The organism is Salmonella sp. NW177 (genome assembly GCF_051811585.1).
In the GTDB taxonomy this organism is placed as follows: Bacteria; Pseudomonadota; Gammaproteobacteria; order Enterobacterales; family Enterobacteriaceae; genus Salmonella; species Salmonella enterica.
Window position 1 is genome coordinate 611,965 of sequence record NZ_JAMMZV010000002.1, and the last position, 25,247, is coordinate 637,211.

A 25,247-nucleotide genomic window follows, 5' to 3' on the forward strand; every position below is an offset into this window, starting at 1 on the left:
TGGATTCGCATACCAGACGCCCGTGGATTATTAATGATAACTTCGTAAATAACCTTTCAGACAATGAGGTAAACGTACCGACAGCAAGATAACGGGAAACGTAGGGAGTAGTATTGATAACACGTTGCCGGGCAATTTAACGGTGTCCGGCGGCGGATCGTGTTCTGTGTGGACTTTCCGGCGTTAAATCCCATATCACCTGCGAGCCTGGACTATCTCTGTGGTATCAACTCTGTAGTAATTTTGTCCCCTTCGTCTTCATTAACCAATGAAACCGGCTTTAACGCCACCGTTCGAATGTTGCGAACGAACAGCTCCTTATGCGGATATCGTCACCGCTCTGCGATTTTTATAGCGCATCAGCCACACGATTTATTGGTTCTTGAAAACCGAGGTATGTGAGAAGGCCGGCGATATCTTTTCCGCTTAAATTCGTCAGTGTATTGTCCAGCGGTTGCTTTCCAGCCAGAGCGTTTATCATCGTCGTGGCAAAGTTCGGGTCATTCCCCAGAGCCGCTGCCAGCTCGTTCAGCGTATCCAGTGCTGCAGGCGCAGAATCCACTATTGCCGCGATAGACGATGCCACAAATTCCGTGTTTGCAATCTGTTTAGTGCTGTTACCCGCCGCTGGCGTCGGTACCTTTGGAATCCCTGTGAGTGTCGGGCTGTCCTTCTGCGCATACTGTGAATGCGGGTCCGGCGCAGCAAGATGCTTTGCCATCAGGTCGTCTACATATACCTTCAGCTCCAGCGCCTTATCATCCACATATTTACGGGTTGCCAGCACTACTGCAGGGTCAATTTTCAGGGTGATGTTATCGGTGCTGCTGGTAATCAGTACCATGCGCACGGTCTGCGTACGTCCGCTCCCTTCTGTCAGCTGCGGCTTGTAGCTCTCAGGGCAGTTACCCACAGCGATCAGCGCACCGGTTTCATCAAACAGGCCGACCTCACGAATCCACCACCCGCCCTCAGTTTCCGGGATTACCTGCTCAGCAATAATCTGGCTGTTGTTCTGCGGGTCGATATACAACATATTCAGCGCTGCGCGGCGCCTCTCAGCAACTAACGCGGTCTGTTGTGCGCTGGGTGTGGGCAGCACACCGCCACCGTCTCCCACCGCCATATGGGTAATTTTCAGCGGGATACCGAGCGCGGTGGCGCTTGCCAGTTTCGCCGCGCCGATGTCCGTCAGCAGAGTATAAAATTTTGCGCTCATGGGCTCACTCTCATTGTGTCAATAACATGGACTGCTCCGCCTTCATATGCGGTGCCGCCGGAAATGATGGTTTCGTTGATATACGGATACACCGTGATTTCTTCGCCAAGGTAGCTGGCTGCGCCAACCCAGTAAGGGCCGCTGGTCTGCATATTAATGGACATACCTGTCATGTGGCGGCTGCATGGTTTGGCATCGCTTATCAGGCGCTCAAGCTCCAGATAGGTGTCTTCGGTGATACCATGATCCTGTACGCCAATATCCAGACGGAACGTCCCCGGCGTTTCGCCGGTCTGCCACCACTCAATGATGCGGATCAGGAAGCCGAACGGCTCAACCACACGCCGCACGGCGCTGGTTGTTCCTTTATGCTGATGGATATAGAAAGCATCCTGCACCACACGGCGTTTGACATTTTCTGTCCAGCTCTCATCCCAGCGGTCAACGGAAAACGCCCAGGCCAGATAAGGCAGGAATCTGATCGGGCAGGTTACCGGGTTCCACAAATCACGCAGCGATACCTGCAGATCGGAAATCCCGCTGCAGGTCTGCGCCAGTCGGCGCTCAAGCGGCGACGAACCCGGCGGCAACAGACTATTCATCCGTGCCCCCGTTGGTAACGCTCCATTCAGTACAGGATGCCGCCTGCGTCTTATCCAGCACCACATCCTCCAGAGGGGACGTTAGCTCCACACGCTGGACGCCCTCCACGTGCAGCGCGGCATAAATGGCGCTGCGGCGGATATCACGTCCCAGCCTCGTCTGACTGGCGATGTACTTCTGCAGGCTGGCTTTTGCCGCCGCCATAACAGGCTCCGCTTCCGGCCCCGGATAAAGAAAAATGGTAGCCTCCACCCGGTACGGTATGATCTCCGCACTACGAACCGTCAGACGGTCAGCCACCGGGCGTACACTCTCACTGTTCAGGGCTTTTTCAACCACATCCAGCAGGTCTTTTACTGCTGTACCGTCACCCTCCCGGCTCAGTACGGTAAGTACCACCTCTGCAGGGGCCGGACTGGTTGCGCTGGCATCTGCCACACGTCCGTCCGCACTTCTGGCGTGAAATTCATAGGCTCCCGTCGGGCCAGCAACGGACAGTCCCTCAAATGCTGCAGGGATGCGCTGGCGCAGCGCCTCATCATCTTCCATCACTGCGGCGACCGGCGGTACTGCATCATTATCAGCAGGCACTACCGTCAGACGTTTCACGTTGCAGTTGGCTGCCAGCTGCTCAAGATCATTTCCTATCGAATAGGCCACCATGACCGCCTGCGCAGCCTCGTTAATACGCTGGCGCAGCAGGATTTCGCGGTATGTGCTTTCCTGCAGCAGCTTGGTGACGGGTTCAGATTCCAGCGCCAGTGTGCGCCGCACCGCGTCCTGTTCATCCGCCGGATAAAGGAGCACAAAAGCGGCCTTGCGCTCAGCCAGCAGCGTCTCAAAATCCGGCACGTCCACTATCTGCGGCGCAGGCAACTGGGAAAGGTCAATCACTGCCATTGTCTGCTCCTGTTGATACGGAAAGGGAAACCGGCGCGCCGTTGTTGCGCTGCCCGGTAAGCTCAACCAACATGGAGCCATCAAAATTGCTGCTGATGGTGATGGAGTCCAGCGTGAGGCGCGGCTCCCAGCGGTTCAGCGCCACATAAACCGCAGACATAATCTGCAGGCGCAGCGCCGGGTTCTGCGGCTGGTCAATCAGGGCTGACAGTAGGGAGCCATATTCTCTGCGGGCAAGACGGCTGCCCTGCGGCGTCAGCAGAATATCCCGTACCGACTGGCGCAGATGGTCGGTATCTGCAATAACCTGCCCGTCATTCCTGCTCATACCGATATACAACGTCATACCGGACCTCCCGATGTATCCCCGCCTGACTTAACGCCAGTGTGACCGTGTTTATCCATCACGACCCCGTTAGAACTCATTGCGCCGCCGCCCTGGGTGACGCCGCCGTTGATCACCACCTCGCTGTTAATGCGTGTTGTGTCAGCCTCCACCACAAACTCACCGGTTTTTAGGGTGATATTGTCCGCAGCCTCGATCACCATGGATTTGATACCCCGGACATGCCACCGCCCGGTGGCGGGTTCGTACTCAAACCAGCCCCCGTCCGGGTACTCCGTCACGCAGCCATCCACAGAATCCGACGGCGGCGCAAACTGATTGGAGTAGATAGCGGGCAGCACAAAAGCGGTTTCCAGATTGCCGCCCATGCTCAGCACCACCACCTGCTCATCCGGCGACGGGCACCACCATGTACGGGCACCACCGGCACGCAGCGTCAGCCAGTTAATCCAGTTAGTTTCAAGCTCGCCCGTTTTCACCCGGCAAAGCCAGTTCTCCCGGTCCACTTCGGTGACTACCCCAGTGCGGATCAGATTGGTGATAAGGCGCATGATTTCGGTTAATTGTGCGTTCATAATTTAATCATGCTGATTTAAGATTGATAAAAAAACTCTTTAGTTTTGTGCCAGTTATGATACAAAGTTCATTTACTCATGGGCTAAATAAAGGATTCCTATGTTTAGATTATCTAGTGTCAAGATTGAAGGTTTTTGGGGAAGACTAAATGCATCATGTTCATTTAATGAAGATGTAAATATTATTATTGGTCGAAATGGGACCGGTAAAACAACCTTTATGAATATTCTTCACTCAGTTCTGGCATTAGAACTTGAATCGTTAAATGAGAATAGTTTTGATAATGTAACAATAAAAATAAAAGAAGGAAGCAAAACTAAAACAATAAAAGTTGTGAGTAAATTTGACATAACTAAGGCTTTGCCTACGTTTGAATATACAATTTCTAGAAAGAAATATATTATCAGATCCTTTGAAGATCGTAGACTTCCTATATATATGAGGAGAAAATATCAGGAAGACGTTGAAAAACTTAAGTTAGAGCTAGATAAATTAGTTGCTTTATCTTCTCTATCAGTTTACCGACTTAGAAGCGGTGAAGATTTTGAAATCAGAGACAAATATGGCTCAAAATTAATCAACCCTGTTGATTACCGATTAGAACAATTATTGCAGAATCTAACAAAATATCAGCTTTACTTATCACAAAGAGCTCGTGATGTTTCTGCAAAATTACAGAAAGAGGTTCTTGCTTCTATTCTTTATAGTAAAGAAGATGGTATCGATGACACATTTAACTTTTCTTTTGATAAAGAAAAAGAACGTAGAAATTTAATAACTGCATATTCTCAACTTGGAGCTTTTGATAGTGATGTCAGAAAGAAGATTAACTTTCACGTTGAATCTATTGCCAATACATTTGAAGAACTACGACTTGCAGAAAAAAACAACAGAAATATTTTAAATGTAGATTACAGATCATTTGAGGCATTACGAAAGACGCAAAGAATTATAAAGATGTCTTTAAAATCCGAGGATGAAATAAAAAACATATTTCTTCCTATAAATCTATTTTTAGAAACATTACATGAGTTTATAACCGATAAAACATTTAATTTTATCTCCGGTGAGCTAGTAATAGAAAACGAGCATGGGCCGATTAGCCATAGTAATTTATCGTCTGGTGAAAAACAGCTATTAATTCTTTTTATTGAAACTTTGCTACAGCAAAACAAACCTTTCATCTATCTTACTGATGAACCAGAATTATCACTACATATTGCATGGCAACGAAAAATAATACCTGCAATCAAACAACTTAACCCTAATGCACAAATTATCGCCGCTACGCATTCACCAGAAGTGGCCTCTAAATATCGAAATGCAATCTTTGATATGGAGAAATTGGTTCATGGATGATTTCCATTATTCTGCCGAAGCAGAAAATGTAATGAATTTATTTTACCAAGCTGAAGCCATGGTTTATGTTGAAGGCCCAGATGATATTTGCTTTTGGGAAATCATCTTTAATAAAGCTAGCTCATTAAAGGTTGAAATCAAAGATGTTGGTGGCTGTGAAGAATTAAAAAAATATATTGATAGAGTTACTGATGAAGATCTTCAAATTATAATTGCATGTGATGCAGACTTCACTACATTTGAAAATGAAGAAAATGCTGATAGTCGTATTGTAAAAACTTATGGTCACTCCATCGAAAACACATTTATTGAGAAAACAGGCATATATAAAGCAATAAAAACTCTCGGAAAATTACCGCAAAAGATAATGAACGATGTCAACGTCGATTCTTGGACAGAAGATTTTTATACCAAAATGGAGCCCCTAATAAAGCTTGATATATACAATCATATTTATAGAAAAGGCATTTCAGTTATTGGTGACAGTGCAGATCGCTTCATGAAATCTAGAAAGTCAAATGAAATTTGCGAGCAAAAAATCACGGATTACAAAAACACCATCATTGAAAAGTTAGGTGTAAAACCAGATAACATCGATTCATCTTTCAAATCAAAATCGATAGAATACAGAAAGTGGCTTAGAGGTCATTTTCTTTTTTCTGCAGTACATAGGTACATTAGCACAACTGCAGAAAAAAATGGAAAAAAAGTATCCTTATCATATGAATCACTATATTCTAATTTAATGAATACATTTGAATCTAATTTTACCAATACCCATATTGAGTTTAATCATTACCACGAAAAAATTAAAGCCATAAATATGCCACACGAAATGAAATAAGAAAAAAATACAGATGTATTTTTATATTATTCAGATAACCATTCAAGTAGGGTATCCTTGATTTGATAATATTCTTTATCATGGATACCCAATAGCTTACGCTCTGCGTAACGTACCTCCGGACCTTTGCGACTGACGCGATCACGCAGGCCGTAATGGTGAACGCGGGCAATGCGCTGCACCTTACCTTCAAACTGCACACAGGCAGAATCAGCGCTGGCGGCAGCTTTCAGGTATTTTGTGGTGCGCAGCTTTGTAAACATCTGACGTTTGATGCGGCCTTTTTTACTGCGTGCTGTTACCCGTCGAGGTTCATAGCTGCTGCCATCTGGATTGCGCTGCATCCTGATATTTTGCTGCTGTGTCCGGCGCAGCTCCTGCGCCAGTTGCCGCATCATACGGTTGCGCGCGGCAGGCTCCAGATTCGCCAGCAAGGCACTCAGCCAGTCGTCCACTTTCTGCAGTTCAGCCACGTTTCACCGTCCACATTTCTTCAGGTTCATCGGGTTCCGTTACAGCTTCAACGCTCGACACACTGCCGTCAGTGCTGACCAGCACACGCTCCGTCAGTTGCAGGTTAAGACTGATATCACAGACATCGTTGCGCAAAATATCCACCTCAAAGGTGAATAGCTTTTCCCGTAACGCCAGGTTATTGATGGCATCGGGCTGGTTATCCCGCAGCCACAGCAAAACCGGGGCCATCAGCAGATTCTGGTCGCCGCTGAAATCCTCAATCACCACGTTCAGGGTGTAGCGGTACTCCCATGACATGGATCTGGCCCCCGTGGCAACCAGTGAACCGTTATCCACAAACAGATGCAGTTTGTCCGGGTTATTACGGACATAAGGCACTGCTTTATTGAGGGCGTGGCGCAGGGATTGTGGTTTGTTCACTGTTTCGCTCCTGACATGCAATAATCATGTCCACTTTGTCTGCACAGACCGCCCAGGCGGCCTCCGTTTCATCCAGCAACGCGTTCAGATCACCGTTAGTGCGCGGCGCTGCCTGATCCAGCCGACACGGCGTCACCCGCGGACAACCACTGACGGTAAGCTGCACCTCCGGTGAATGCCGGACGTTTCCGCAGCCGGATAATGTCAGTAGGCAAAGGAGTATCAGACCAGCGGCGTAAATCCTCGTTCTCACGTTTCAGTTCCTCAATCCGGCGTTGTCGTTGTCTCAGCAGTGCACTGGTCTGTTCTGCTTCGGCATAGAGCCGCGCCTGCTCCCGGTTATTGGTTTCAGTCAGAATGGACAGGCTGATAAGCTGGCTGTTGCTCTTTGCCAGCGCCTGGCTTTTGCTCTGCAGTTCGTCTGCCTGCGTGCTGATGGTCTGGCTGGCATCAGCCAGCCGCCACGTCTGCCAGCCCAGCGTCGCCAGTAATAACGCCAGCACAACCAGCAGCAACCGGTTCATGCGGCTACCTGTTGCGCCATCTGGTTACGTGTGATCCAGAAGGCAATAATGGTCAGCAGATAAAAGACCAGGGTAATGGCCCACCCCGTCCAGGCGAGACTTACGACAATCAGCAATCGCATCACCCAGCTGATAAATACGTTTTCTTTTCGGGTAATGCTCTTCAGCAAAGATGCCGTCAACTCCTGCCAGAGCGGGCCGTTCTTAATTAACGCAGCCAGTGCTACCGGAATTACTGCCCATGTCAGCAGACAGGCTACCCAAACGCCGGATGCTGCCAGTGCCGGAAAAATTCCCTGCGGATACATCATTGTTGCTATTAACAGCGCCATCCATAACATCAGAAACAGCCCGCTGATTAATTTCTTTTTCATTTCAGTTTGCTCCCTGTAAGCACCAGGCCATCTCCCGCGCACGGCGGTTATCCAGCCCCTGATTAAAAACACCTTTCACATAAACCCAGCGCGGCAACTGTCGGCACGCATCCGCCCAGCGCCGCTGATTGAGCAATTTCACCAGCGTGGAACTGCAGGCATTACCCGTCCCCACGTTGAAGGCAAACGATACCACCGAGTCATACACCTTCTGCGGCGGCTGTTGCTTCACACACCTTTCCAGCGCCCGCTCCACACGTAGCACGTTGGAGATCAGCCCTTCCGCTGCCTGTCGTTCCGTAATGGTTTTGCCTGGAATGACGCCGGATGTATTACCAATGCCGTCGGTCCAGACAGCCGCGCTGCACTGATACGGCTGCAGACGACAGCCTTCGTAATCGGCAATCAGTTTCAGCCCCTCCACGGAGGTGTGAAGCTGCTGAAAACCCGGCAGCGTGGCAGCAATAGCCAGCACGGTCCCGACAAGGCAGCGTTTAACGATTGATGGATTCATAGTCCTCCCGCGAGATCTGCCCGTCGCGCAGAAGCTGGTAGGCTTTGTGTTTGTAGTACCAGTTGATAGCCAGCATCAGCACACCAATCATCAGACCGCCCAACGTTGAGGCATCTTTGATGGACAAATCGCCCAGCCAGGCCAGCACAACGGCGATGCAGTACGTGATAAAGGCGCTGATTCGCTCAAGCGTCATAATTCAGTCCCATAGCTGGACGGTCTGCACGGTGGTGGTGGTCGGAATGTCCGGCAGCTCCACCTGCAGCCCGTGAGGTAAAAAGGGGCCGTATTCGGCAAGCCCCGGATTTGCCTTCAGTACCTGCTCCGTGCCCCCCTGCGTGCGCCCGTAATGACGCCAGCAAAGTGCATCCACCGTGTCATACTGATGCGCTCGCACTTTCATCAGATAAGCTCCACTGTGCAGTGCGGCGCGTCCTGCACCCGGCTGATGGCCCAGCGGGCGTCACGCCACAAATCACCGCTGGCTTCCGCCAGTTCCTCGCCTCGCTTCACACCGGATGCCGTGGCGTCATAGTCCTGGTAACGTTCGTTGAGCATGGCGCGTGCCCAGCAGTAAACTGCGTTGAAATAGTGCTGAATGCGCTCACTTTTCCCGTCCAGCTGTTCTGCCGGAACCTCTGCCAGCGAGGCATACCCCAGCATCTGCTGGCGTCTGCGAAACTCATACAGCTCTGCGTTGACCTCCGAAATTGCCGACAGCGCAACCTGCTTTAAACGCGGCTGCGTCACCGTGCCGTCAGTGCGCATGACACTGCGAAACTCCGACAAGTCCACATCAGGCCAGAACGGCGTATTCCTGATGATTTCCGCCTGTTCCGGTGCCTGTTCTGGCGCAACAAACTTCATGCTGCTTTCTCCTGAAATAGAGGGCGGTGGACGGGGTTTTGATGTGGCAGTGCCTTTCGCCACCCCGTGCCGCCCGTGCGCGGGGGCACGTTCTGTCAGCGGCTGTCATTGCGCAGTCTGCGCTCCAGCTGCTGTTTGTCTTTTTTCACGCCACAGCGGGGATCGAGCTGTAACGCATGGTTGAGATGATTAAGGGCGGAAGCCGGATTACTTTCACTCAGGACAGCGCCAATCGCTTTATGCAAACGCGCCCGTGACTGGTCCGGCATATCCAGACCGTCTGTCAGCTCCAGCGTCTGCAGCAATAGATCGACGTCAAAGCCGGTAGTGGCAAGCATCGCGCTCTGTGCCGCGTCTGCCATTTCCTCTGCCAGCACGGTCTGCACATTGCGGTTACCCAGCGGCATCACCCAGCCATGACGCAATGCATGACGCCCAATCTCCAGCGCCCCGGCATAATCTCCGGCATCAATGCGCCACAGCATCACGTACATAAGCACGTCATCCTGTTGAGCGCCTCCGGCAGCCAGGACGCCCTCCGCCCAGGCGGCATATTTCGGCAGCAGCTCCACCTTGATTTCCGCTTTTTTCACCATGGACTGAACGCCCTTGAGACGGCGGCGGTCTTCCGCCAGTTGCAGCAGCATCAGGTCATAGCCCGACGCGTGACGAACGCTGCCGCCCTCGCGGGCGGCCTGTTCAGCCTGAACGCGCAGGCGATGCTGCCGTGCGGGACTCAGGCTCATGAATTACGCTCCGGTTTCTGCTGCGGCGGCGCTGAAATCGCCAATCTGGATGTTTTCCACCAGTGCGGCGCAGCGGTAGTCCTCAACCACATAGGCTTCGTTAACGGATTCAAAGTTTTCAATCCGGTCACGTTTCGGGTTGTCGATAACTGAACGGCGGCGGGTGTCTTCCTGCCAGTAGATGGACAGGTTATCCAGACGGGTGATCAGCAGTGCATTTGGCGGGAAGAACGGCGCACGCACGGCCTGCAGGCCACCCATGCGTTTCTGACTGATGATCATATCGGCAGCCAGTTTTTCACTGTTTTCCTGCTCTTTGTTGACCAGCGGGAAATACTTGTCAGACAGCAGTTCACGACCGCAAATCACCACCAGATCGTCATCGTCCTGATACTCCACATCGATCAGCTCGTTGACGGTATCCATCACCACCGCGTCAAGATTTACATACTTACCACCCGGACCTACTTTTACCGGTTCCGCAGTAGTGGTGCCGTCTTCTGTGGTTTTGCTGCCCATGACGTGATCCGGCGCGTCTTCGCGGATTTTCTGCAGCCAGCCTTTATTGACGTCCTGCAGCAGCGGGTTTTCAGCACGATTGGAGGTTTTGGCGCGCTTCACGCCGTTAAAGCCAATCATGATGCGGTCCAGCGCCTGACGTTTGACGATAGCGTTGCGGATACGCACCTGGAAGTCCTGGAATTTCGCCCACAGGTCCAGTTTTGCGTAGGTCAGCACCGTATCAAAGTTGGTCTGCTCGCATTTGTATTCCACGTCTTCCATCAGCGTCGGATCGGTAGGCTCGCGCTCTTTGGTGGTGGTATCGGTGGTTCCGGCAATGGTGCTGCCAACGCCCAGCCCCAGCAACTGCCCTGACTGCTCAGTGACCGGCGTGATGTTAATCAGCGTCAGGAAAGCGGCGGACTGCTGGATCTGGTCTTCCAGCGTCTGCTGCACGGACGGCTCCACGGTAAACTTGCTGGACAGTTCTTCAACCTCCACACTGTTCAGGCGCGCCAACTGCTGCAGGTAAGCGTTAAAGGCAAAGCGGGTTTTCTTTTTCATCGGGTTTTATGCTCCATCAGCAATTGGTCAGGGTGCCTGTCGGTGCGTCACCGCCCGGCGCGCGCTGGCGGTAGTCTTTACGGCTGTCTTCGCTGCTAAGCTTCTGCTCAAGCTCGGCAAAGGCGGCCAGCTGTTCTTGCAGGGAGGACTCCAGCTCAGAAAGGCGCTTGTCCTGTTCGGACAGGGATTTATCAGTGCGCTCGCTCAGGATCTGCTGCTCAGTAGCGACCAGCTCCACGGCTTTATGCACATCAGAAAATCTCGCATCGTCGGTCTGCTCTTTTTTGGTGAACAGCGCGGTGACGCGGGCAAAGAGGGACGGCTTTTCGTCCTGGACCTCTTCCAGTTCGATCAGCGTTTCGACAGCTTCCGAAAACAGGTTTTCGGGATTCTGCTTACGGTTCGCCAGCGGGTTATGCTCGGCGCTGGCGCTGAATGTCAGCATTTCAGTGCCCAGACTGGCGGGATCATCAGTGGCAGCCAGGCCGACCAGGTAGGCTTTGCCAGTGTCGGCAAACTTAGGGCTGACTTCCATAGATGTGAATAATTTCTGGCCTTTTTTCACCAGTTCCACCAAGGACTCCGTTGGCTCAACGTCGGCATACAGCGCCATCTTGCCTGCCAGTGGACCTTCCGTGATTTCTTCAGCAAACAGCGCCGTCACCTTGCCGTAGCGGTTAAAGGTGCTGTCCGGCAGATAAGACTTGATGTGCTCAAGGTTAATCAGCGCGGTATACACCGCCGGGTTGTAGCTAGCTGCCATCTGTTCCAGCCATTCACGCTGGATTTCGCGCCCGTCGGTGGTGGCACCCTCCACACCGATGCGGAAACGCTTTGCTTTCACTGTCATGAGCCGTGCTCCGTTAGAAAAAACTTACTGGAGCCTTATGTTTGCGGTGATGGGGGGCGTGAAACAACGCGCGTAGCTTGTACGGTAGACCACACAAACCCCAGCCGGGGAAAGCCGTCAGGCAAGGCCGTATGTTTGGGCCATGAACACGACACTGACCCCCGCAGACCTCGATCCCCGTCGGCAGGCCATGCTGCTGTACTTTCAGGGATACCGCGTCGCCCGCATTGCTGAAATGCTGGGCGAGAAAGTTGCAACCGTTCACAGCTGGAAGAAACGCGACAAGTGGGGTGACTATGGGCCGCTGGATCAGATGCAGCTCACCACCGCCGCGCGTTACTGCCAGCTCATTATGAAGGAGCACAAAGAAGGGAAAGATTTCAAAGAGATTGACCTGCTGGCGCGCCAGTCTGAACGCCACGCGCGGATCGGCAAGTTTAACAATGGCGGCAACGAAGCCGACTTAAACCCTAACGTCGCCAACCGCAACAAAGGCCCACGCCGTCAGCCGGAAAAGAATGTCTTCACCGATGAACAAATTGAGAAGCTGGAAGAAATCTTCCATTCCTCCATGTTCAACTACCAGCGCCACTGGTGGGAAGCCGGAAAAATCAACCGCATCCGCAACCTGCTGAAGTCACGCCAGATCGGCGCGACCTTTTACTTTGCCCGTGAAGCCCTGATTGACGCCCTGCTTACCGGACGTAACCAGATTTTCCTTTCCGCCAGTAAGGCACAGGCTCACGTCTTTAAGCAGTACATCATCGACTTCGCCAAAGAAGTCGAGGTGGAGCTGAAAGGCGATCCGATGGTGCTTCCTAACGGGGCCACGCTTTACTTCCTCGGCACCAATGCCCGCACAGCCCAGAGTTACCACGGCAACCTGTATCTGGATGAATATTTCTGGATACCGAAATTCCAGGAGCTGCGCAAAGTGGCTTCCGGTATGGCTATTCACAAAAAATGGCGACAAACCTATTTTTCCACGCCATCCAGCCTGACACACAGTGCTTATCCGTTCTGGTCCGGTGCGCTGTTCAACCGTGGGCGCAGCAAAGCCGACAAGGTGGACATCGACCTGTCCCACAGCAATCTGGCCCCCGGCCTGCTGTGCGCAGACGGGCAATACCGCCAGATAGTCACCGTGGAAGATGCGGTGCGCGGCGGCTGTAACCTGTTCGACCTTGACCAGTTGCGCATGGAGTACAGCCCGGACGAATACCAGAACCTGCTGATGTGCGAGTTTGTGGACGATCTCGCGTCCGTGTTTCCGCTCAGCGAGCTGCAGGCGTGCATGGTGGACAGCTGGGAAGTCTGGACCGACTTTCATGCTCTGGCCCTGCGCCCGTTTGGCTGGCGCGAAGTGTGGATCGGTTATGATCCAGCAAAAGGTACGCAGAACGGCGACAGCGCCGGATGCGTGGTGGTGGCACCGCCAGCCGTGCCAGGCGGTAAGTTTCGCATTCTTGAGCGTCACCAGTGGCGCGGGATGGACTTCCGCGCCCAGGCTGACGCCATCAAAAAACTGACTGAACAGTACAACGTGACATACATAGGTATCGACTCGACCGGCGTTGGTCACGGGGTTTACGAGAATGTGAAAGCGTTCTTTCCTGCCGTCCGGGAGTTTGTCTACAACCCCAACGTTAAAAACGCCCTGGTACTCAAGGCCTACGACATTATCAGCCACCGCCGTCTGGAGTTTGACGCCGGGCACACCGACATTGCGCAATCATTTATGGCAATCCGTCGCGCCACCACCGCCAGCGGCAACCGCCCGACCTATGAAGCCAGCCGCAGCGAAGAAGCCAGCCACGCCGATCTGGCCTGGGCAACAATGCACGCACTGTTTAACGAACCACTGCAGGGCGAGTCCGCCAATACCAGTAATATTGTGGAGATTTTTTGATGGGAAAGAGTAAGAAAAACCGCGCTGCGGCGACGAATCAGCTCAAGCATAAAAGCCAAACTTCAGCCGAAGCATTCAGCTTCGGTGATCCCGTTCCTGTTCTGGACCGCCGCGAATTACTGGACTATGTGGAATGCGTACAGATGGACCGCTGGTATGAGCCACCAGTGAGTTTCGACGGGCTGGCGCGCACCTTCCGCGCAGCCATACATCACAGCTCACCAATTGCGGTGAAATGCAACATTCTGACCAGCACTTACATCCCTCACCCGCTGCTCAGCCAGCAGGCTTTTTCACGTTTTGTGCAGGACTATCTGGTTTTTGGTAACGCCTACCTGGAGAAACGCACGAACCGGCTCGGCGGCGTTCTCTCACTTGAGCCAGCACTGGCGAAGTACACACGGCGAGGCGTTGACCTCAACACCTACTGGTTTGTGCAGTATGGCCTGACCACACAGCCCTATGAATTTACGCAGGGCAACATCTTTCATCTGCTGGAGCCGGATATTAACCAGGAGATTTACGGGCTGCCCGGCTATCTCTCCGCCATCCCGTCAACCCTGCTCAACGAGTCCGCAACGCTGTTTCGCCGGAAGTATTACATCAACGGCAGCCATGCAGGCTTCATCATGTACATGACCGACGCAGCACAGAACCAGGAGGACGTGAACAATATCCGCCAGGCAATGAAAAGCGCCAAAGGGCCGGGCAACTTCCGCAATCTGTTTATGTATTCGCCCAACGGCAAAAAGGACGGCATCCAGATCATCCCGTTATCAGAGGTTGCGGCGAAAGATGAGTTTCTGAATATCAAGAATGTGAGCCGCGACGACATGATGGCAGCACACCGCGTTCCGCCGCAGATGATGGGGATTATGCCTAGCAATGTTGGAGGGTTTGGGGATGTGGAGAAGGCCAGCCACGTATTTGTGCGTAATGAACTAATCCCCTTACAAGTGAGGATAAAAGAGATCAACGGCTGGATAGGAGAAGAAATTATAAGTTTTGAGGAATACTCATTATATTAATAACATAAGCCGCTTATGCGGCTTATGTTAAGCATCTATTTCATAAATACCTTTCTTGGCATCACAAAGAATTTCATTTTTTATTTTTCGGACATTACCAATCAACCATATATAATAGCCCGGCTTCCACGCTCGGCCTATTGTAACTGTTTCCGGCTGATTTAAATAATCCTCATAGGTCCATTCTCTAACACTCAAAATATCTACCATCGCACGGGCATGGGCATGAGTATCAATTTCACCGTCGTTTAGATAACGACGATTTTCAACCAATATGAGATCCTTCATAGGGAGGGATGAGGGCATCCAAGACCGAATCTCCACATCCTTCGTACCATTAAGGATATTTTCGACTGCAGGATAAACGATTGAAAGCGCCTTATATTTCATAACATTAAGAATCTGAGTGGTTGCCTTATGAACTAGAGATATGATACTACTACAGGCACAAGTTTGCCACCAAAAGGAATTTTTGATGATATTTTTTATTGCAGGTGCCCATGCAGTAGGTAAAAGTACATTATGTAACGCCTATGTTGCAGATAACGATTGTATACATCGAAGCGCAAGCCAATTAATTTCAGAAGGAAAGGCACAAAACTGGGGGGGAGATAAAAAAACTGCATCTCCCATTGATAACCAAATCATTTTGCTGCAGCAATTAGATAAAATTAGAAACTTAAACGTTGACTTATTGCTTGATGGTCATTTTGTTTTAATTGACAAACAAAACAAACTCATTGATCTATCCGAAGAAGTTTTCTCAGAGATGAAACTCAATGCCGTTATTCTAATTGAATGTGATGACTCGAAGATAGAGGATCGCTTCAAATCACGAGGTGCTGAACTTACTTATTCGCCTGAAAAACTACGGTCATTTGAGAATGCAAACGCACAAAAAATTTGCACATCATTAAATATACCTTTATGCATTTTGAAAGAACCTAGTGCTGATGAATTTAAGCTCTCCATTCAAAAATTCAAAGCAGGTGTTTAGCACCTGCCTTTCTTTTAGATATATCTAAAGGACTGCGGTGGCACCGCACCAGGAAGCAATTCTGAAAGATGCAGTGGTTTATCATAACGCTTCGGATCTTTAACCACTATCGCGAATGCCTTATTTTTTTCCGCGAAATACTCGTCAAAAAAACAGCGTGTTATGCCCGCATATTTCTTAGTAGCTTTCCACAAATCGGAAGGCTCAGATGATAAAATGTCAGCGATATCAAACTCACCGATTACTTTTCCAACTGGCATCGTCGCGTAAATGACAACCGTCTTAACATCTTTATTTCTAAAGATTGTTTTTCTGAACTCGAATCTTTTCTCACCTTCGAGAATAGACTCAGCAAACTCAGGTTTAATTGACAATAAGACTTTCATTTACTCCTCCAGCCTGAAGTATTGCTCTTAAGTGAGCATCACTCAACCGCATAAAACCCCAATAATCTTCATCCGTATAACCGGTGATAGTCATTAAATCTCTTCGAATGATACGCCTTTTTAGTGGGAAATTATAGGAGAATTTAATAATATGAGGATAATTTTTTCTAGCATACAAACCTGCCAACTCAGCATCAGTAAAAACACTAAGTGGGCCACAATAATTTTTAAAATCCTGGAGAGATGGAAACTCTTGTATATTTCTATACTCTTCGACAACACAAACTGATGTAGCAACGGAACGAAATGCCGCCGGGCCTTGATTATCTGTAGTCCGATATATCAAAATATTGTCGCCATTACGAAGTCCATTGATACCTCGCATTGATGTTAAATATACTTTATGAATACTGTTTGAATGAGAAACATCTTTTATTAGAGAGTCATCCTCATTATTTAGTATCGACTCAGGGAAAAGCCGGGTATGCCATTGCGGATAAATACTCAATAAAAAATTTCTATTATTCATCCTAATTAATGGATAGTTGATAAATGACATTACTAATCTCTCCATTGAAAATCTTTAAAGTAAACGCCTTCTTGCCCATTAATAGTTTGAGCATTTTTCCTTGCACATAATCTAAACCCGTAGCGAGTCAAGAGACTAATTAACCCCTGGTGCTTATCGAATATCGTTACATAGATCTCATTCACGTCATGCGTTAAAGCAAAATCAAATATTTTCCGAACGAAACGCTCACCAAGCTTGGTCCCATGGGCATCAATTTTAAAGGTGCCACACTTGACTCTAAGGCGAAGCGGATAGGCCGGAATCGTATCGTCTATCGCTTCATTTTCAAGTTTAAGGTATAAAAAACCGTCAATCATATTCTCATCATTATAGGAAACATAAGCCTCAGCAGTTCCTTTGCTCACAAACCAATTATCAAAACCGGGGTAATCTTGCTTCAAAGAATCGAAAAACGGATCTTGGAGATTAACATCCTGAAATTTCTCATACTTAAGTGTCATGCAGTTCATCCCTTCGCTGTGTGAAACCCTCAAATTACGACAAAGATATGGTCATGTAAACGATGATGCTATTGATATTTACATAAAAGTACTATCTCAGCGCGCGCTCGTATCCCCGCCACGCCTGCCCGCTTTATGTAGTGGTTTTCATGCACCTGCATGACATAATCAAAAGCCCGCCAGTTCTGGCAGGCTTCAGCAAAAACGATCCTCAAACGATCATGCGTTTTCATGCAGCATAGACATGCACAACATGACAATCAATCATGGGTGCTGCTATGACTTCATTTAGAAGCTAGTTGCTTCATCAAAACCTGAGATCACTGTATACGAAATAGACGAGTTATCAGCATTCCTTACCTTAAACTTAGCGCCTTTGTAAGTAATAACATCGCTGATTTTTGAATCTACAGAAAAATCAGTGGTAAATGCTGCACGAGCCATATCGTTTGCGAACTCGCGGTAAGTAAACTTCATCACCCCGCCAGCATTACCATTATACTCAATTGTTTTTACAAGAGAATTATCTACTCGGCACAGTCCATCAGGTACCCGTTTGATAGATATTTCAGCAGCCGTGTAAGATGTTCCATTTGGTGGTGAGATTTCATTTTTCGCAGAGTTATAGCTTACATAATCAACATAGCCAGCAACTTGACCATAAATATTTTTTAAAGCCACAGACTGTGGGTTCTGATGATTACGGTATACGCCATTGCCAACATTACAGTAAGTACCCGCAGCAATAGATGACATAGCTCCATTAGCAGCCCCTAGCTCCAAAACATCAGTTTTTATCCCCGTTGCTGACTTGATGATTGGATTTCCCATATATGCCGTAGCTGTCTGCCCTACAGCTGGTTTGATAACCTCCACAGGAGTTCCCACAGGACGAGGTATATTTGGAGCGCAACCAGTCAAAGCCCCAGCAAGAGACATCGATAAAATAATCTTATTGGCTTTCATACATTCCCTATATATTTTTTGATTTTACGGTACAACATCTTTGCTGATCATATGGTTATAGAAGGGCTTCATCAACATTTAGGTGAAATGTAAATCTTAAAACATTGGCTGGAATCACTAAACTAGTGCGCCAGCTGTCGCCCTCCCAGACCTGCTGCATAATTTCCATCACTCGCTTTTCATCTTCATCCAGTTTTAACCCGCTCAACTCAACGCCGTTGGCACTGCCCTTGCGGATACGAATTGCTGTTTTGGGATACAGAGGGCGCAAATTACGGTAAAGCTTGGATTCAAGGGCGTCCAGTGTAGACTGGCTAATCTTCTGCTCTTTATCGATCATTATTTCAATGCGCATACAGATTCCCTTTAACTGGTTACGTCCATTGACCGGCAGTATTCATGACTGCGGATTTTCGCCATCAACTCGTCGGTCAGTTCGGACACCCACTGGATAGCCAGCCGCTTTTCTTCGTCGCTGCACTCACTAGCCGCTACAAGCTTGATAAAAAAATCAATGCGCTGGAGCTTCAACGACTCCAAAAGATAGTCCTGCATCTTCCCTCCATTCACTGCCACGGAACATAATACTGTATATATAAATACTGTTTATATATACAGTATATTAGAAAGTTAGAAATGTAAAACTCTTTTTATCTGTCAATTAGATAGCCCTGACGCCGATCAATAACAGCATAAATTATTAACCCGCGTCAGCCGTACCACTGCCGCCATCTATCATCTTCCTGCAGCCGCTGGTTACGGTAAAAAAAACGTAACCCAGCCCCGGATGGAATGCTGCCGCCACGTAGAAGCAAATCAATCTCCGATGCACTACCTTCAAACCCTCTGGCAGTCAGTTCTGCCTCAAGCTGCAGGCGCTGCTGCTCCGAAATACTCTGTATGTATGCTTTTTTCCGCTTCGGTTTTACCAGTCTCAACCTGGCTGTCAGCTCCCGCCGCTCCTTCTGGCCCATGTTGTGGAGATATTCCTGCAACGCCTTCTCATCCATGCTTTTAATATCGGGTAAACCACCCCCTGATTTGTTCAGATTTTCAACAGGGGGACAGTTATTGCCACGAGTCCAAGGGGCGCAAGCGCCCTGGTCGGCTGCCGCCTCCTGAACGTCAACGGCCTTACGAACCTTTTTCCACTTCATCGCGTGCGTGCAAATTTTGCCCTCTACAATCGGGGACCAGATGCCATAGATACGGATACCGTGATCGCCGTAGGCGCTCGGTTCGTCGTTAAGCTCATAAGCTGTGCGGACAAGGTGATGTTTGCGGGGAACCAGTACACCGCCCTGTTTCATGATGTAGGTGGCAAAGCAACCCGCATCTGCAGCTGCCAGTACCGCATCCAGACGCGGATTATCCAGTACCGGCGCACCCGCTTTGCGTTCGCCCTGCACTCTCGCCGCCTGACCAGCCAGCAAGCGCAGCTCACGGTATGCCTGACGCCCCGGAATACCAAAGAAACGGAATTGCTGGACACGGTGCAGTGACGCCCAGGCGCTGACATGCTCGGCGCTGTCACGCAGTGATCTGCCGGTTTCTTTGCTGATTTCTTTAGCCAGCCCGCGCCCGTCGATGTTCTTACTGATGTATTTGGCGATGTAGCTGGTCGGCGTGCCCTTGCGCGGGTTGATTAGCTCGGACTTGAAGCGCGGCCCGGTATTGGTGCCCAGCTCCTCGCGGTCTTCACGGATGGCAAACTTACGCAGCAGCGCGGTGATGGAACGGCGGTCTTTTTTGCGCATGAAGCACAGAAGATGCCAGTGCACGGTGCCGTCATGGTGCGGCTCTGCAACGCGGACGCCGTACCAGCGCAACCCGGCCTTGTACATTGCCTTGCGGAAAGCGGCGAACGTATCAACCAGATAGTCACTGCTCTGCCGGACAGTGGCACTGGTCCACTTCGGATTAGGTCTGCCGTTGTTGAGGGTTGCGTGGAAGCGTGACGGGCAGGTGATGGTATAAAACACCGCGCAGTCTCCGCGCATTTCCGCGATCAGCTCCAGCCCCTTAACACAGGCCATCATTTCATTACGGCGGTGCGCCGGGTTGCTGTTGCTGGCGTTCACCACGTCTTCCATGTCCAGCGTGTCGCCGTCTTCGTTGATCAGCTCATGCGAGCGGAAGAACTCCAACGATTTGCGGCGCTGCTCGCGTTTGTGGATCACGGCTTCGTAGCTGACATACGGTGAGGCTTTCTTGTTGACCAGGCAGACGGCGCGCAACTGCTCCTCCCGCCACTCGCAGCGCATCTGCCACAATTTGCGATACCACCAGTCCGCGCACAGCATACGGGCCAGCGACGGTGGGATCAGTTCATAAGGCACCGGCTTACGGCGGCGCTTTTTGCGGCGCAACTGCTCAAAGGCAGGCGGGATGACCTCAAGGCGCATGGCTTCTGCAGCAACCCTTTCCCATGCCTGGCGGATTTCTTCTGGTTTAACATCGTCACTGACAAACAGATCACCGCAGGCCGCATCAAGACACATGCTCATATGTGCCGCAACCAGCGTGGATAGGCGTTTGACCTGATCCTGATTCATTTCAGGGAGTACCAGCAGCCCCTCCAGCCCGTCGTGGCTCGCCATGAACCGGAAAGACGCAGACACCTGGCTGTCACGCACGCGCTCCAGCCGCTCAAGACACGGCCTGATTGTTTCGCGCAGGTAGCGGGAATAAGCTTTTGCTCTGCCCAGGCTATGGAAATATTTAATCCGTTCAAGTAGCGGCTTTCTGATATGCGCCGGTTGGGCGCCCACATCGGCAATAATGACCAGATCGGGATTAAAACGCTGCTGCTCACGCGCCGTTTTGGCATGGCTAATCAGCCGATCCTGCTCCATTTCACGCTGGACAGGATCACGGGATTCATTGAAGAAATAGCGTTCCCAGACCTCATCGCTCAGCCTCTCACGGCGCAACTGCTCCTGCTCGTTATCCGCAGCGTAAAGAGCGATCAGGTTTGAAAGCGCAGACTCCGGCGCAACTTCCGCCGTGTCCAGATACGGGTTAACCGCTTTTTTTGGGGTATTCCATGGAAAGGCTGCGGCGGCCTCATTCGAGCCGCCGGTGGTTTGTACATAATGTAATGTGATTTTACTCACTGCCACGCCCGCACCTCAGTTTCCACCGAGATATCAGGACCAGACGCCAAATCAACACCAAACCAGCATGCTGATTTTGTGGCGATGATTTCTACTGCAGTTTTACTATCACCGGCAGCCACGCCCATGCTGCGCTTAGAGGTTATACGATGGCGAGTAAAATCACGATAAAGCGAACGGGTCAGAGACGTATCGCTGTTGGACACGATAACCGGATGACCTTCTGATGACCGGCGTTCAAGAATAGACGCCAGATGGAACTGATCATTCTCTGTAAAACCAGCTGTGTGATATCCGTTAAACGTGCCGTCATATGGTGGATCGCAATAGACAACATCACCCGTTTGCAGCAGTGCCAGTGTCTCGTCATAGCTGGCGCAGATAAACGTTGCGCGTTTTGCTTTTTCTGCAAATGCACGTATTTCGTTTTCAGGGAAGTACGGCTTTTTATAATTACCGTAAGGAACATTAAAATAACCGTCCAAGTTATAGCGACACAGTCCGCGATAACCATGGCGATTTAAATATAAGAAATACAATGCCCGTTCAATTGCGCCACCATGGCGCAAGTTAAACTCCTGTCTCGTCTTATAATATGCCTCTGGATCATTACGGGCTTCAAAAAGATATCTGCCCTCTTTGATGAAGTATTCAACATCATTCTTAATCACCTGATAGAGATTAATCAGGTCTGGATTAATATCCGCGACAAGATAATGAGGATAGTCTGTCTCTATCATCACAGCGCATGAACCCGCGAAAGGTTCAACCAGTCGCGGGCCTGCTGGGAGGTGTTTTTTCAGTTCTGCCATGATGGCGGTTTTATTACCCGCCCATTTCAGGATGGTGCTCATACAGCACCTCCGTTGTAGTGTTTGCCTTTCAGCTCTGCGATTTCCTGACAGGTGATGCAGCACTGCACGCCCGGAATGGCGCGGCGGCGTGCTGGCGGGATCGGTGCATCGCAATCAATGCAGAGAACACGGGAAACGCCCGGCGTTTTATTGCGGGCGGTATGGATGTGGCGCTGGCGTTCTTCTTCAACGCGCTGCTGTACGAGGTCCATTGAATCAGCCATCAGTGGATCTCCTGCGCTTCGTTCTGAATCTTCACCGCTTCTTGACGCAGCAGCTCAGCCGCTTCCGTGTGGTTAAGCTGACGTGACACGATATGGGCAGCCAAAGAGTCCAGACGTGCTGCCATCAAATCAGCGCGTCCACGGCGTTCTTCCATGCGCGCATCAGTCAGCAACTGATTAAGGCCAGCATCATCTGGTCCGGTTTTAGTGATACGGGTTTCAATATTTCGCATTGTTGTTTCTCCTGAATTTGGGCAATAAGAAGCCCGGCGGGTTTACGCCATTAATTTCTGTTGTGGGTTAATTCGGCATGGTTAGCCGTTTTGGAAATAAGCTCACCACTGCACGAAAATGATTCATTGCTTTAATCAGTTCCCGCTTTTCGTCAGTAGTCAGATCACTAATATTGACGCTATGACGTTCTGCTGGAATCTTTGCCATATAGAATATGGCTGCCAGTGCCCTCTCATTTTGTTTATTGTTAACATCCCTTTGGTCGCGCATATCTTCAATGAACCTTTCAAGCTCCGACTCAATATTCAGGCCGAACACTTTTGCGCGTAATTCAGCAATATGATTCAACCCATCCAGGCGTTTGCCGGGGCTTAATGGAACTGTCGCCACCGGGCCATCAATAGCCATTCCCCCTCCTATCTCGTCGTACATATACCTATTTGAAGTTGTGCCGGGAATTTTTTCACACGCCCGGCGCGTGCCTTAGTGGTAGACTATTTGCGCCAACAATCACCTACCCCTCGAAGGAGAAACCTGATGTCAGACTCTGACAACTTCCATGTATTGCCTCGTCCTGCCCCTGCACCTAAGCCAGAACCGGGGCAAGATAAAAAATAGGAATCCGGCATGACTAAACAAAGCTCCGAATATTTCCAGTTGCATTACTGCTATTACCTTGAGCTTATGACGGCGACACTTCACGGTAGGGCTGACAAATTGATGACTGCTATTCAGATTATTAGCGGTACTGCTGTCATAGCCGATACCGGGCTGGAATGGGTATTCGCTTTGCCCGTTGTTGTAATCGCAACAATTCAACTTGTGTGGCAACCCGCAATTATTTCCGAGCGTGCTAGCGTACAAAGCCGTCAGTACGGTGAATTGCTTTATGCTGGGGATGAATTGACCCCGGAACTGATTGCACAAAAATTGAAAACACTGCATCACTCTGATTCCGCACCTTTCGGTTCTTTGTTAAATCCAGCCTACAAAAGAGCAGCTATTGCATGTGGTCGGTCTGACGACACTAAGCTCAGCTTCCAGGAAAAGCTTTTCGCCTGGTTTGCAGGATGCCTGCCACGTTAAAACTTAGACGTTGTAGCAATCTCTTTTTACCTATTCCCCGGACAGCCTGCTGCCGGGGAGACAGTTCAATACATGGATGCCACTTTTTTCCGCAAGGTAAATAAATCCAGCCGTGACCGTAGTGCATTGCTGGGCTTTGCTTAACGAGAAGTGATGCAAAAGATGGTTCTCTAGTCAGCATAGCCACCTCAGATCAGACCGAATGAAGCGCCGAGGCCCGTCACGGTATCCACTGTGCTTGCCATCGCCGGGTTAGCCTGCAAACGTGCCTGTATGGAAACGGCAGCCAGTGCCATTAGGCGAGTAACAGAGTTGATGCTACTGATAACATCGCGGCGGCCTGCAGTAGTTTTCACATCACCCGATACAGCACCGGCAGCAATACGTCCGATTTCAGCAGTAGCGCTCATGACGTAGTGTGGCAGCTTCTCTTTTGCCACTTCGTTCATCGGCACACATGGCAGGCAGTGAATTTGTGCCAGGAAGCCATCAACCAAGGTAGAGTCCTCAGTCAGATCGGTAAGCAGCCAGATTTCAGGCGGCGTGAGCTGATGCGGCTGCTCCGGGTTCAGTTTGTTGCGCAGAGTCTGGACGTTCATTCCCGCGCGTTCTGCCAGCTTTGCCATGTTGTGATGCAACGCGAAAGCCCGGCAGGCTTCGTCAAAGTGCGGATGTTTGGAAATCTTGTAATCAAACATGATACCCCCTCAGAAAGTTCGCATAATGGAACTTACTGACCAACAACAACGTTGTAATTGAAGGCTGACTGTTCCATGTTCTTACGCGCCTGATCTCTTTTGTATTTGAGATAAAGAATGAAGACACGGCCTTTATTTTTTTCTTTTTTTTCAATGTAGTTAGCAAGTTTACCGTGATGAATCATCTGATAAACCGAGCCACGGGAGTACCCCTCCCATTCTGCGAACTCTGCTGGCGTAGCTATGACTTTTGGTACACGAATTGAAATCTCAGTACTCATAGTGCACTATCTCTTAGTTTTTTAAGTTTTAGCTGGTTTTAGGTTACTTTACGGGATTTCCCAATTCGGGAGTTAGCTGATACTACGATCACTTTATGTGGTCGTCAATGGAGTATTTGATGATTAACATACACGCAGGTCCCAATTCGGGAGGAAGAGAAGCAATTGAAAGATTGCTGAAAGCGTATGGATTTACCACTAAGCAAGCCTTGGCTGATCACTTAAAAATATCTAAAAGTACAATGGCAAACAGGAACTTACGCGATAGCTTCCCTGCAGAATGGGTAATTCAATGTGCTTTAGAAACAGGCGCGTCATTGCTATGGCTAGCAACAGGGCAAGGAGAAATGTTCGCCTCACAAGACCGTGAAAAAAATCCCGTAAACGAATCATCGATCACACTTCGTCCGCTTTCGAAGATTGTGGCTCCAAGTCTTAAGCAAGCAGAGCTGAAGAATGGCGAATTGAAAGCAGAAGGTGAGATTTTGCTGGATAGGAGCTTGGTGGATGGAGAACCAAATGATTCATTATTCATTAAAACGCAAGCCGATTGGTTTGTTGTAGATACATCTGTGAAACAAATTAGCAACGGCTACTGGCTTGTTGATATGGATGGGGTTAAAAGCATCGTCAAGATTGCTCGCGTTCCAGGCAATAAGATTGTGGTTCACCAAGATGAAACATCCTTTGAGTGCTCCGTGGATGATATTGAAGCCATCGGTCGCGCAGTTAAAGTGATCAAGAACCTTTAA

37 protein-coding genes and 2 pseudogenes are annotated in these 25,247 nt (G+C 49.8%); 7 read left to right on the top strand and 32 right to left on the bottom strand.

Features of this window, described 5'->3' with window-relative positions; genetic code table 11:
- Positions 1–352: 352 nt before the first annotated feature.
- The 5 genes and pseudogenes from NA986_RS09650 to NA986_RS09670 all read right to left on the bottom strand — a co-directional run.
- A pseudogene (locus tag NA986_RS09650) lies at positions 353–1,219 on the bottom strand (phage tail protein); the annotation flags it as partial.
- Positions 1,216–1,821: a phage tail protein I gene (locus NA986_RS09655; protein WP_065348320.1), complete on the bottom strand. Its 606-nt coding sequence runs from the start codon at positions 1,819–1,821 to the stop codon at positions 1,216–1,218. The gene NA986_RS09655 and the pseudogene NA986_RS09650, both read right to left, overlap by 4 nt.
- Positions 1,814–2,722 (bottom strand): baseplate assembly protein, encoded by a 909-nt coding sequence (locus NA986_RS09660; protein ID WP_000268275.1) that lies wholly within the window; start codon positions 2,720–2,722, stop codon positions 1,814–1,816. Before NA986_RS09660 ends, NA986_RS09655 begins: the two co-directional genes overlap by 8 nt.
- A complete protein-coding gene (locus NA986_RS09665; RefSeq protein ID WP_065348319.1) occupies positions 2,709–3,068 on the bottom strand; it encodes a GPW/gp25 family protein in 360 nt (119 codons plus the stop codon). The genes NA986_RS09660 and NA986_RS09665 overlap by 14 nt, the downstream gene beginning before the upstream one ends.
- Entirely contained in the window at positions 3,065–3,643 is a 579-nt protein-coding gene (locus NA986_RS09670; RefSeq protein ID WP_065348318.1) for a phage baseplate assembly protein V, read from the bottom strand. Before NA986_RS09670 ends, NA986_RS09665 begins: the two co-directional genes overlap by 4 nt.
- Positions 3,644–3,743: 100 nt before the next feature.
- Here NA986_RS09670 and NA986_RS09675 point away from each other — a divergent pair, with 100 nt between their 5' ends.
- Both NA986_RS09675 and NA986_RS09680 read left to right on the top strand, forming a co-directional pair.
- Positions 3,744–5,003, top strand: a complete 1,260-nt coding sequence (locus NA986_RS09675) for an AAA family ATPase (RefSeq protein WP_065348317.1) — start codon at positions 3,744–3,746, stop codon at positions 5,001–5,003.
- On the top strand, positions 4,996–5,847 hold the full coding sequence (locus NA986_RS09680) for a DUF4435 domain-containing protein (RefSeq protein ID WP_065348316.1): 852 nt from the start codon (positions 4,996–4,998) through the stop codon (positions 5,845–5,847). Before NA986_RS09675 ends, NA986_RS09680 begins: the two co-directional genes overlap by 8 nt.
- 26 nt (positions 5,848–5,873) lie before the next feature.
- Here NA986_RS09680 and NA986_RS09685 read toward each other — a convergent pair whose 3' ends face one another.
- The 12 genes from NA986_RS09685 to NA986_RS09740 all read right to left on the bottom strand — a co-directional run bounded on the left by NA986_RS09685 (position 5,874) and on the right by NA986_RS09740 (position 11,684).
- Positions 5,874–6,320: a phage virion morphogenesis protein gene (locus NA986_RS09685; RefSeq protein ID WP_065348315.1), complete on the bottom strand. Its 447-nt coding sequence runs from the start codon at positions 6,318–6,320 to the stop codon at positions 5,874–5,876.
- Positions 6,313–6,744: a phage tail protein gene (locus tag NA986_RS09690; RefSeq protein WP_065348314.1), complete on the bottom strand. Its 432-nt coding sequence runs from the start codon at positions 6,742–6,744 to the stop codon at positions 6,313–6,315. The genes NA986_RS09685 and NA986_RS09690 overlap by 8 nt, the downstream gene beginning before the upstream one ends.
- A complete protein-coding gene (gene lysC / locus NA986_RS09695; protein ID WP_152896285.1) occupies positions 6,707–6,952 on the bottom strand; it encodes an Rz1-like lysis system protein LysC in 246 nt (81 codons plus the stop codon). The genes NA986_RS09690 and lysC overlap by 38 nt, the downstream gene beginning before the upstream one ends.
- Complete coding sequence (gene lysB, locus NA986_RS09700) at positions 6,840–7,268, bottom strand: Rz-like lysis system protein LysB (RefSeq protein ID WP_065348313.1); 429 nt, start codon at positions 7,266–7,268, stop codon at positions 6,840–6,842. Before lysB ends, lysC begins: the two co-directional genes overlap by 113 nt.
- The gene (locus tag NA986_RS09705; RefSeq protein WP_065348312.1) at positions 7,265–7,642 is read right to left on the bottom strand and encodes a DNZ54_00345 family protein; all 378 of its coding nucleotides are present in this window, start codon (positions 7,640–7,642) and stop codon (positions 7,265–7,267) included. The genes lysB and NA986_RS09705 overlap by 4 nt, the downstream gene beginning before the upstream one ends.
- Before the next feature lies 1 nt (position 7,643).
- On the bottom strand, positions 7,644–8,156 hold the full coding sequence (locus NA986_RS09710) for a lysozyme (protein WP_065348311.1): 513 nt from the start codon (positions 8,154–8,156) through the stop codon (positions 7,644–7,646).
- Complete coding sequence (locus tag NA986_RS09715; RefSeq protein ID WP_000171568.1) at positions 8,137–8,352, bottom strand: HP1 family phage holin; 216 nt, start codon at positions 8,350–8,352, stop codon at positions 8,137–8,139. Before NA986_RS09715 ends, NA986_RS09710 begins: the two co-directional genes overlap by 20 nt.
- Before the next feature lie 3 nt (positions 8,353–8,355).
- Complete coding sequence (locus NA986_RS09720; RefSeq protein WP_065348310.1) at positions 8,356–8,559, bottom strand: tail protein X; 204 nt, start codon at positions 8,557–8,559, stop codon at positions 8,356–8,358.
- Positions 8,559–9,023 (bottom strand): head completion/stabilization protein, encoded by a 465-nt coding sequence (locus NA986_RS09725; protein ID WP_000673523.1) that lies wholly within the window; start codon positions 9,021–9,023, stop codon positions 8,559–8,561. Before NA986_RS09725 ends, NA986_RS09720 begins: the two co-directional genes overlap by 1 nt.
- A 95-nt stretch (positions 9,024–9,118) precedes the next feature.
- Complete coding sequence (locus NA986_RS09730; RefSeq protein ID WP_065348309.1) at positions 9,119–9,769, bottom strand: terminase endonuclease subunit; 651 nt, start codon at positions 9,767–9,769, stop codon at positions 9,119–9,121.
- A 3-nt stretch (positions 9,770–9,772) separates the two neighbouring features.
- Positions 9,773–10,834: a phage major capsid protein, P2 family gene (locus NA986_RS09735; protein ID WP_065348308.1), complete on the bottom strand. Its 1,062-nt coding sequence runs from the start codon at positions 10,832–10,834 to the stop codon at positions 9,773–9,775.
- Between the two features lie 16 nt (positions 10,835–10,850).
- Positions 10,851–11,684: a GPO family capsid scaffolding protein gene (locus NA986_RS09740; RefSeq protein WP_023171079.1), complete on the bottom strand. Its 834-nt coding sequence runs from the start codon at positions 11,682–11,684 to the stop codon at positions 10,851–10,853.
- Positions 11,685–11,826: 142 nt separating this feature from the next.
- Between NA986_RS09740 and NA986_RS09745 the strand changes: the two genes are divergently transcribed.
- Positions 11,827–13,593, top strand: coding sequence for a terminase ATPase subunit family protein (locus NA986_RS09745; RefSeq protein WP_023171080.1), 1,767 nt, complete (start codon positions 11,827–11,829; stop codon positions 13,591–13,593).
- Complete coding sequence (locus tag NA986_RS09750) at positions 13,593–14,621, top strand: phage portal protein (RefSeq protein WP_065348307.1); 1,029 nt, start codon at positions 13,593–13,595, stop codon at positions 14,619–14,621. Before NA986_RS09745 ends, NA986_RS09750 begins: the two co-directional genes overlap by 1 nt.
- Before the next feature lie 27 nt (positions 14,622–14,648).
- Here the strand turns inward: NA986_RS09750 and NA986_RS09755 are convergent, their stop codons facing one another.
- Positions 14,649–14,894: a hypothetical protein gene (locus NA986_RS09755; protein WP_232190550.1), complete on the bottom strand. Its 246-nt coding sequence runs from the start codon at positions 14,892–14,894 to the stop codon at positions 14,649–14,651.
- 202 nt (positions 14,895–15,096) lie between these two features.
- Between NA986_RS09755 and NA986_RS09760 the strand changes: the two genes are divergently transcribed.
- Positions 15,097–15,618 (top strand): ATP-binding protein, encoded by a 522-nt coding sequence (locus NA986_RS09760; RefSeq protein WP_065348305.1) that lies wholly within the window; start codon positions 15,097–15,099, stop codon positions 15,616–15,618.
- Positions 15,619–15,632: 14 nt separating this feature from the next.
- On the opposite strand, the gene NA986_RS09765 is transcribed toward NA986_RS09760, so the two are convergent.
- The 11 genes and pseudogenes from NA986_RS09765 to NA986_RS09815 form a co-directional block, all read right to left on the bottom strand.
- Entirely contained in the window at positions 15,633–16,004 is a 372-nt protein-coding gene (locus tag NA986_RS09765) for an ASCH domain-containing protein (RefSeq protein ID WP_065348304.1), read from the bottom strand.
- Positions 15,982–16,563, bottom strand: coding sequence for a hypothetical protein (locus NA986_RS09770; protein ID WP_074416906.1), 582 nt, complete (start codon positions 16,561–16,563; stop codon positions 15,982–15,984). Before NA986_RS09770 ends, NA986_RS09765 begins: the two co-directional genes overlap by 23 nt.
- Before the next feature lie 2 nt (positions 16,564–16,565).
- The gene (locus tag NA986_RS09775; RefSeq protein ID WP_065348303.1) at positions 16,566–17,036 is read right to left on the bottom strand and encodes a GNAT family acetyltransferase; all 471 of its coding nucleotides are present in this window, start codon (positions 17,034–17,036) and stop codon (positions 16,566–16,568) included.
- 288 nt (positions 17,037–17,324) lie between these two features.
- Positions 17,325–18,002 (bottom strand): hypothetical protein, encoded by a 678-nt coding sequence (locus tag NA986_RS09780; protein ID WP_077951295.1) that lies wholly within the window; start codon positions 18,000–18,002, stop codon positions 17,325–17,327.
- A 130-nt stretch (positions 18,003–18,132) separates the two neighbouring features.
- Positions 18,133–18,357, bottom strand: a pseudogene (locus NA986_RS09785) (DinI-like family protein); the annotation flags it as partial.
- An 11-nt stretch (positions 18,358–18,368) separates the two neighbouring features.
- Entirely contained in the window at positions 18,369–18,557 is a 189-nt protein-coding gene (locus NA986_RS09790; RefSeq protein ID WP_001154443.1) for a hypothetical protein, read from the bottom strand.
- A 155-nt stretch (positions 18,558–18,712) separates the two neighbouring features.
- Positions 18,713–21,124, bottom strand: coding sequence for a replication endonuclease (locus NA986_RS09795; RefSeq protein ID WP_198910077.1), 2,412 nt, complete (start codon positions 21,122–21,124; stop codon positions 18,713–18,715).
- Complete coding sequence (locus tag NA986_RS09800; protein WP_001749757.1) at positions 21,115–21,972, bottom strand: DNA adenine methylase; 858 nt, start codon at positions 21,970–21,972, stop codon at positions 21,115–21,117. Before NA986_RS09800 ends, NA986_RS09795 begins: the two co-directional genes overlap by 10 nt.
- On the bottom strand, positions 21,969–22,196 hold the full coding sequence (locus NA986_RS09805) for a TraR/DksA family transcriptional regulator (protein ID WP_000785509.1): 228 nt from the start codon (positions 22,194–22,196) through the stop codon (positions 21,969–21,971). Before NA986_RS09805 ends, NA986_RS09800 begins: the two co-directional genes overlap by 4 nt.
- Positions 22,196–22,429 carry a DUF2732 domain-containing protein gene (locus tag NA986_RS09810; protein WP_001244234.1) on the bottom strand — a complete coding sequence of 78 codons (234 nt, stop codon included), beginning with the start codon at positions 22,427–22,429 and terminating at the stop codon, positions 22,196–22,198. The genes NA986_RS09805 and NA986_RS09810 overlap by 1 nt, the downstream gene beginning before the upstream one ends.
- 67 nt (positions 22,430–22,496) lie before the next feature.
- Positions 22,497–22,838 carry a DUF5347 domain-containing protein gene (locus tag NA986_RS09815; RefSeq protein WP_000963195.1) on the bottom strand — a complete coding sequence of 114 codons (342 nt, stop codon included), beginning with the start codon at positions 22,836–22,838 and terminating at the stop codon, positions 22,497–22,499.
- Between the two features lie 219 nt (positions 22,839–23,057).
- On the opposite strand from NA986_RS09815, the gene NA986_RS09820 reads away from it, so the two are divergent.
- Entirely contained in the window at positions 23,058–23,516 is a 459-nt protein-coding gene (locus tag NA986_RS09820) for a hypothetical protein (RefSeq protein WP_000166366.1), read from the top strand.
- On the opposite strand, the gene NA986_RS09825 is transcribed toward NA986_RS09820, so the two are convergent.
- The 3 genes from NA986_RS09825 to NA986_RS09835 are packed head-to-tail and all read right to left on the bottom strand — an operon-like array spanning position 23,464 to position 24,495.
- On the bottom strand, positions 23,464–23,697 hold the full coding sequence (locus NA986_RS09825) for a phage filamentation protein Fil family protein (RefSeq protein ID WP_000957775.1): 234 nt from the start codon (positions 23,695–23,697) through the stop codon (positions 23,464–23,466). The genes NA986_RS09820 and NA986_RS09825 overlap by 53 nt on opposite strands.
- Positions 23,698–23,704: 7 nt before the next feature.
- Positions 23,705–24,214 (bottom strand): phage regulatory CII family protein, encoded by a 510-nt coding sequence (locus NA986_RS09830; RefSeq protein ID WP_001749756.1) that lies wholly within the window; start codon positions 24,212–24,214, stop codon positions 23,705–23,707.
- 32 nt (positions 24,215–24,246) lie between these two features.
- Entirely contained in the window at positions 24,247–24,495 is a 249-nt protein-coding gene (locus NA986_RS09835) for a hypothetical protein (RefSeq protein WP_023225961.1), read from the bottom strand.
- Between the two features lie 119 nt (positions 24,496–24,614).
- Between NA986_RS09835 and NA986_RS09840 the strand changes: the two genes are divergently transcribed.
- Positions 24,615–25,247, top strand: a complete 633-nt coding sequence (locus NA986_RS09840; protein ID WP_001749755.1) for a phage repressor protein CI — start codon at positions 24,615–24,617, stop codon at positions 25,245–25,247.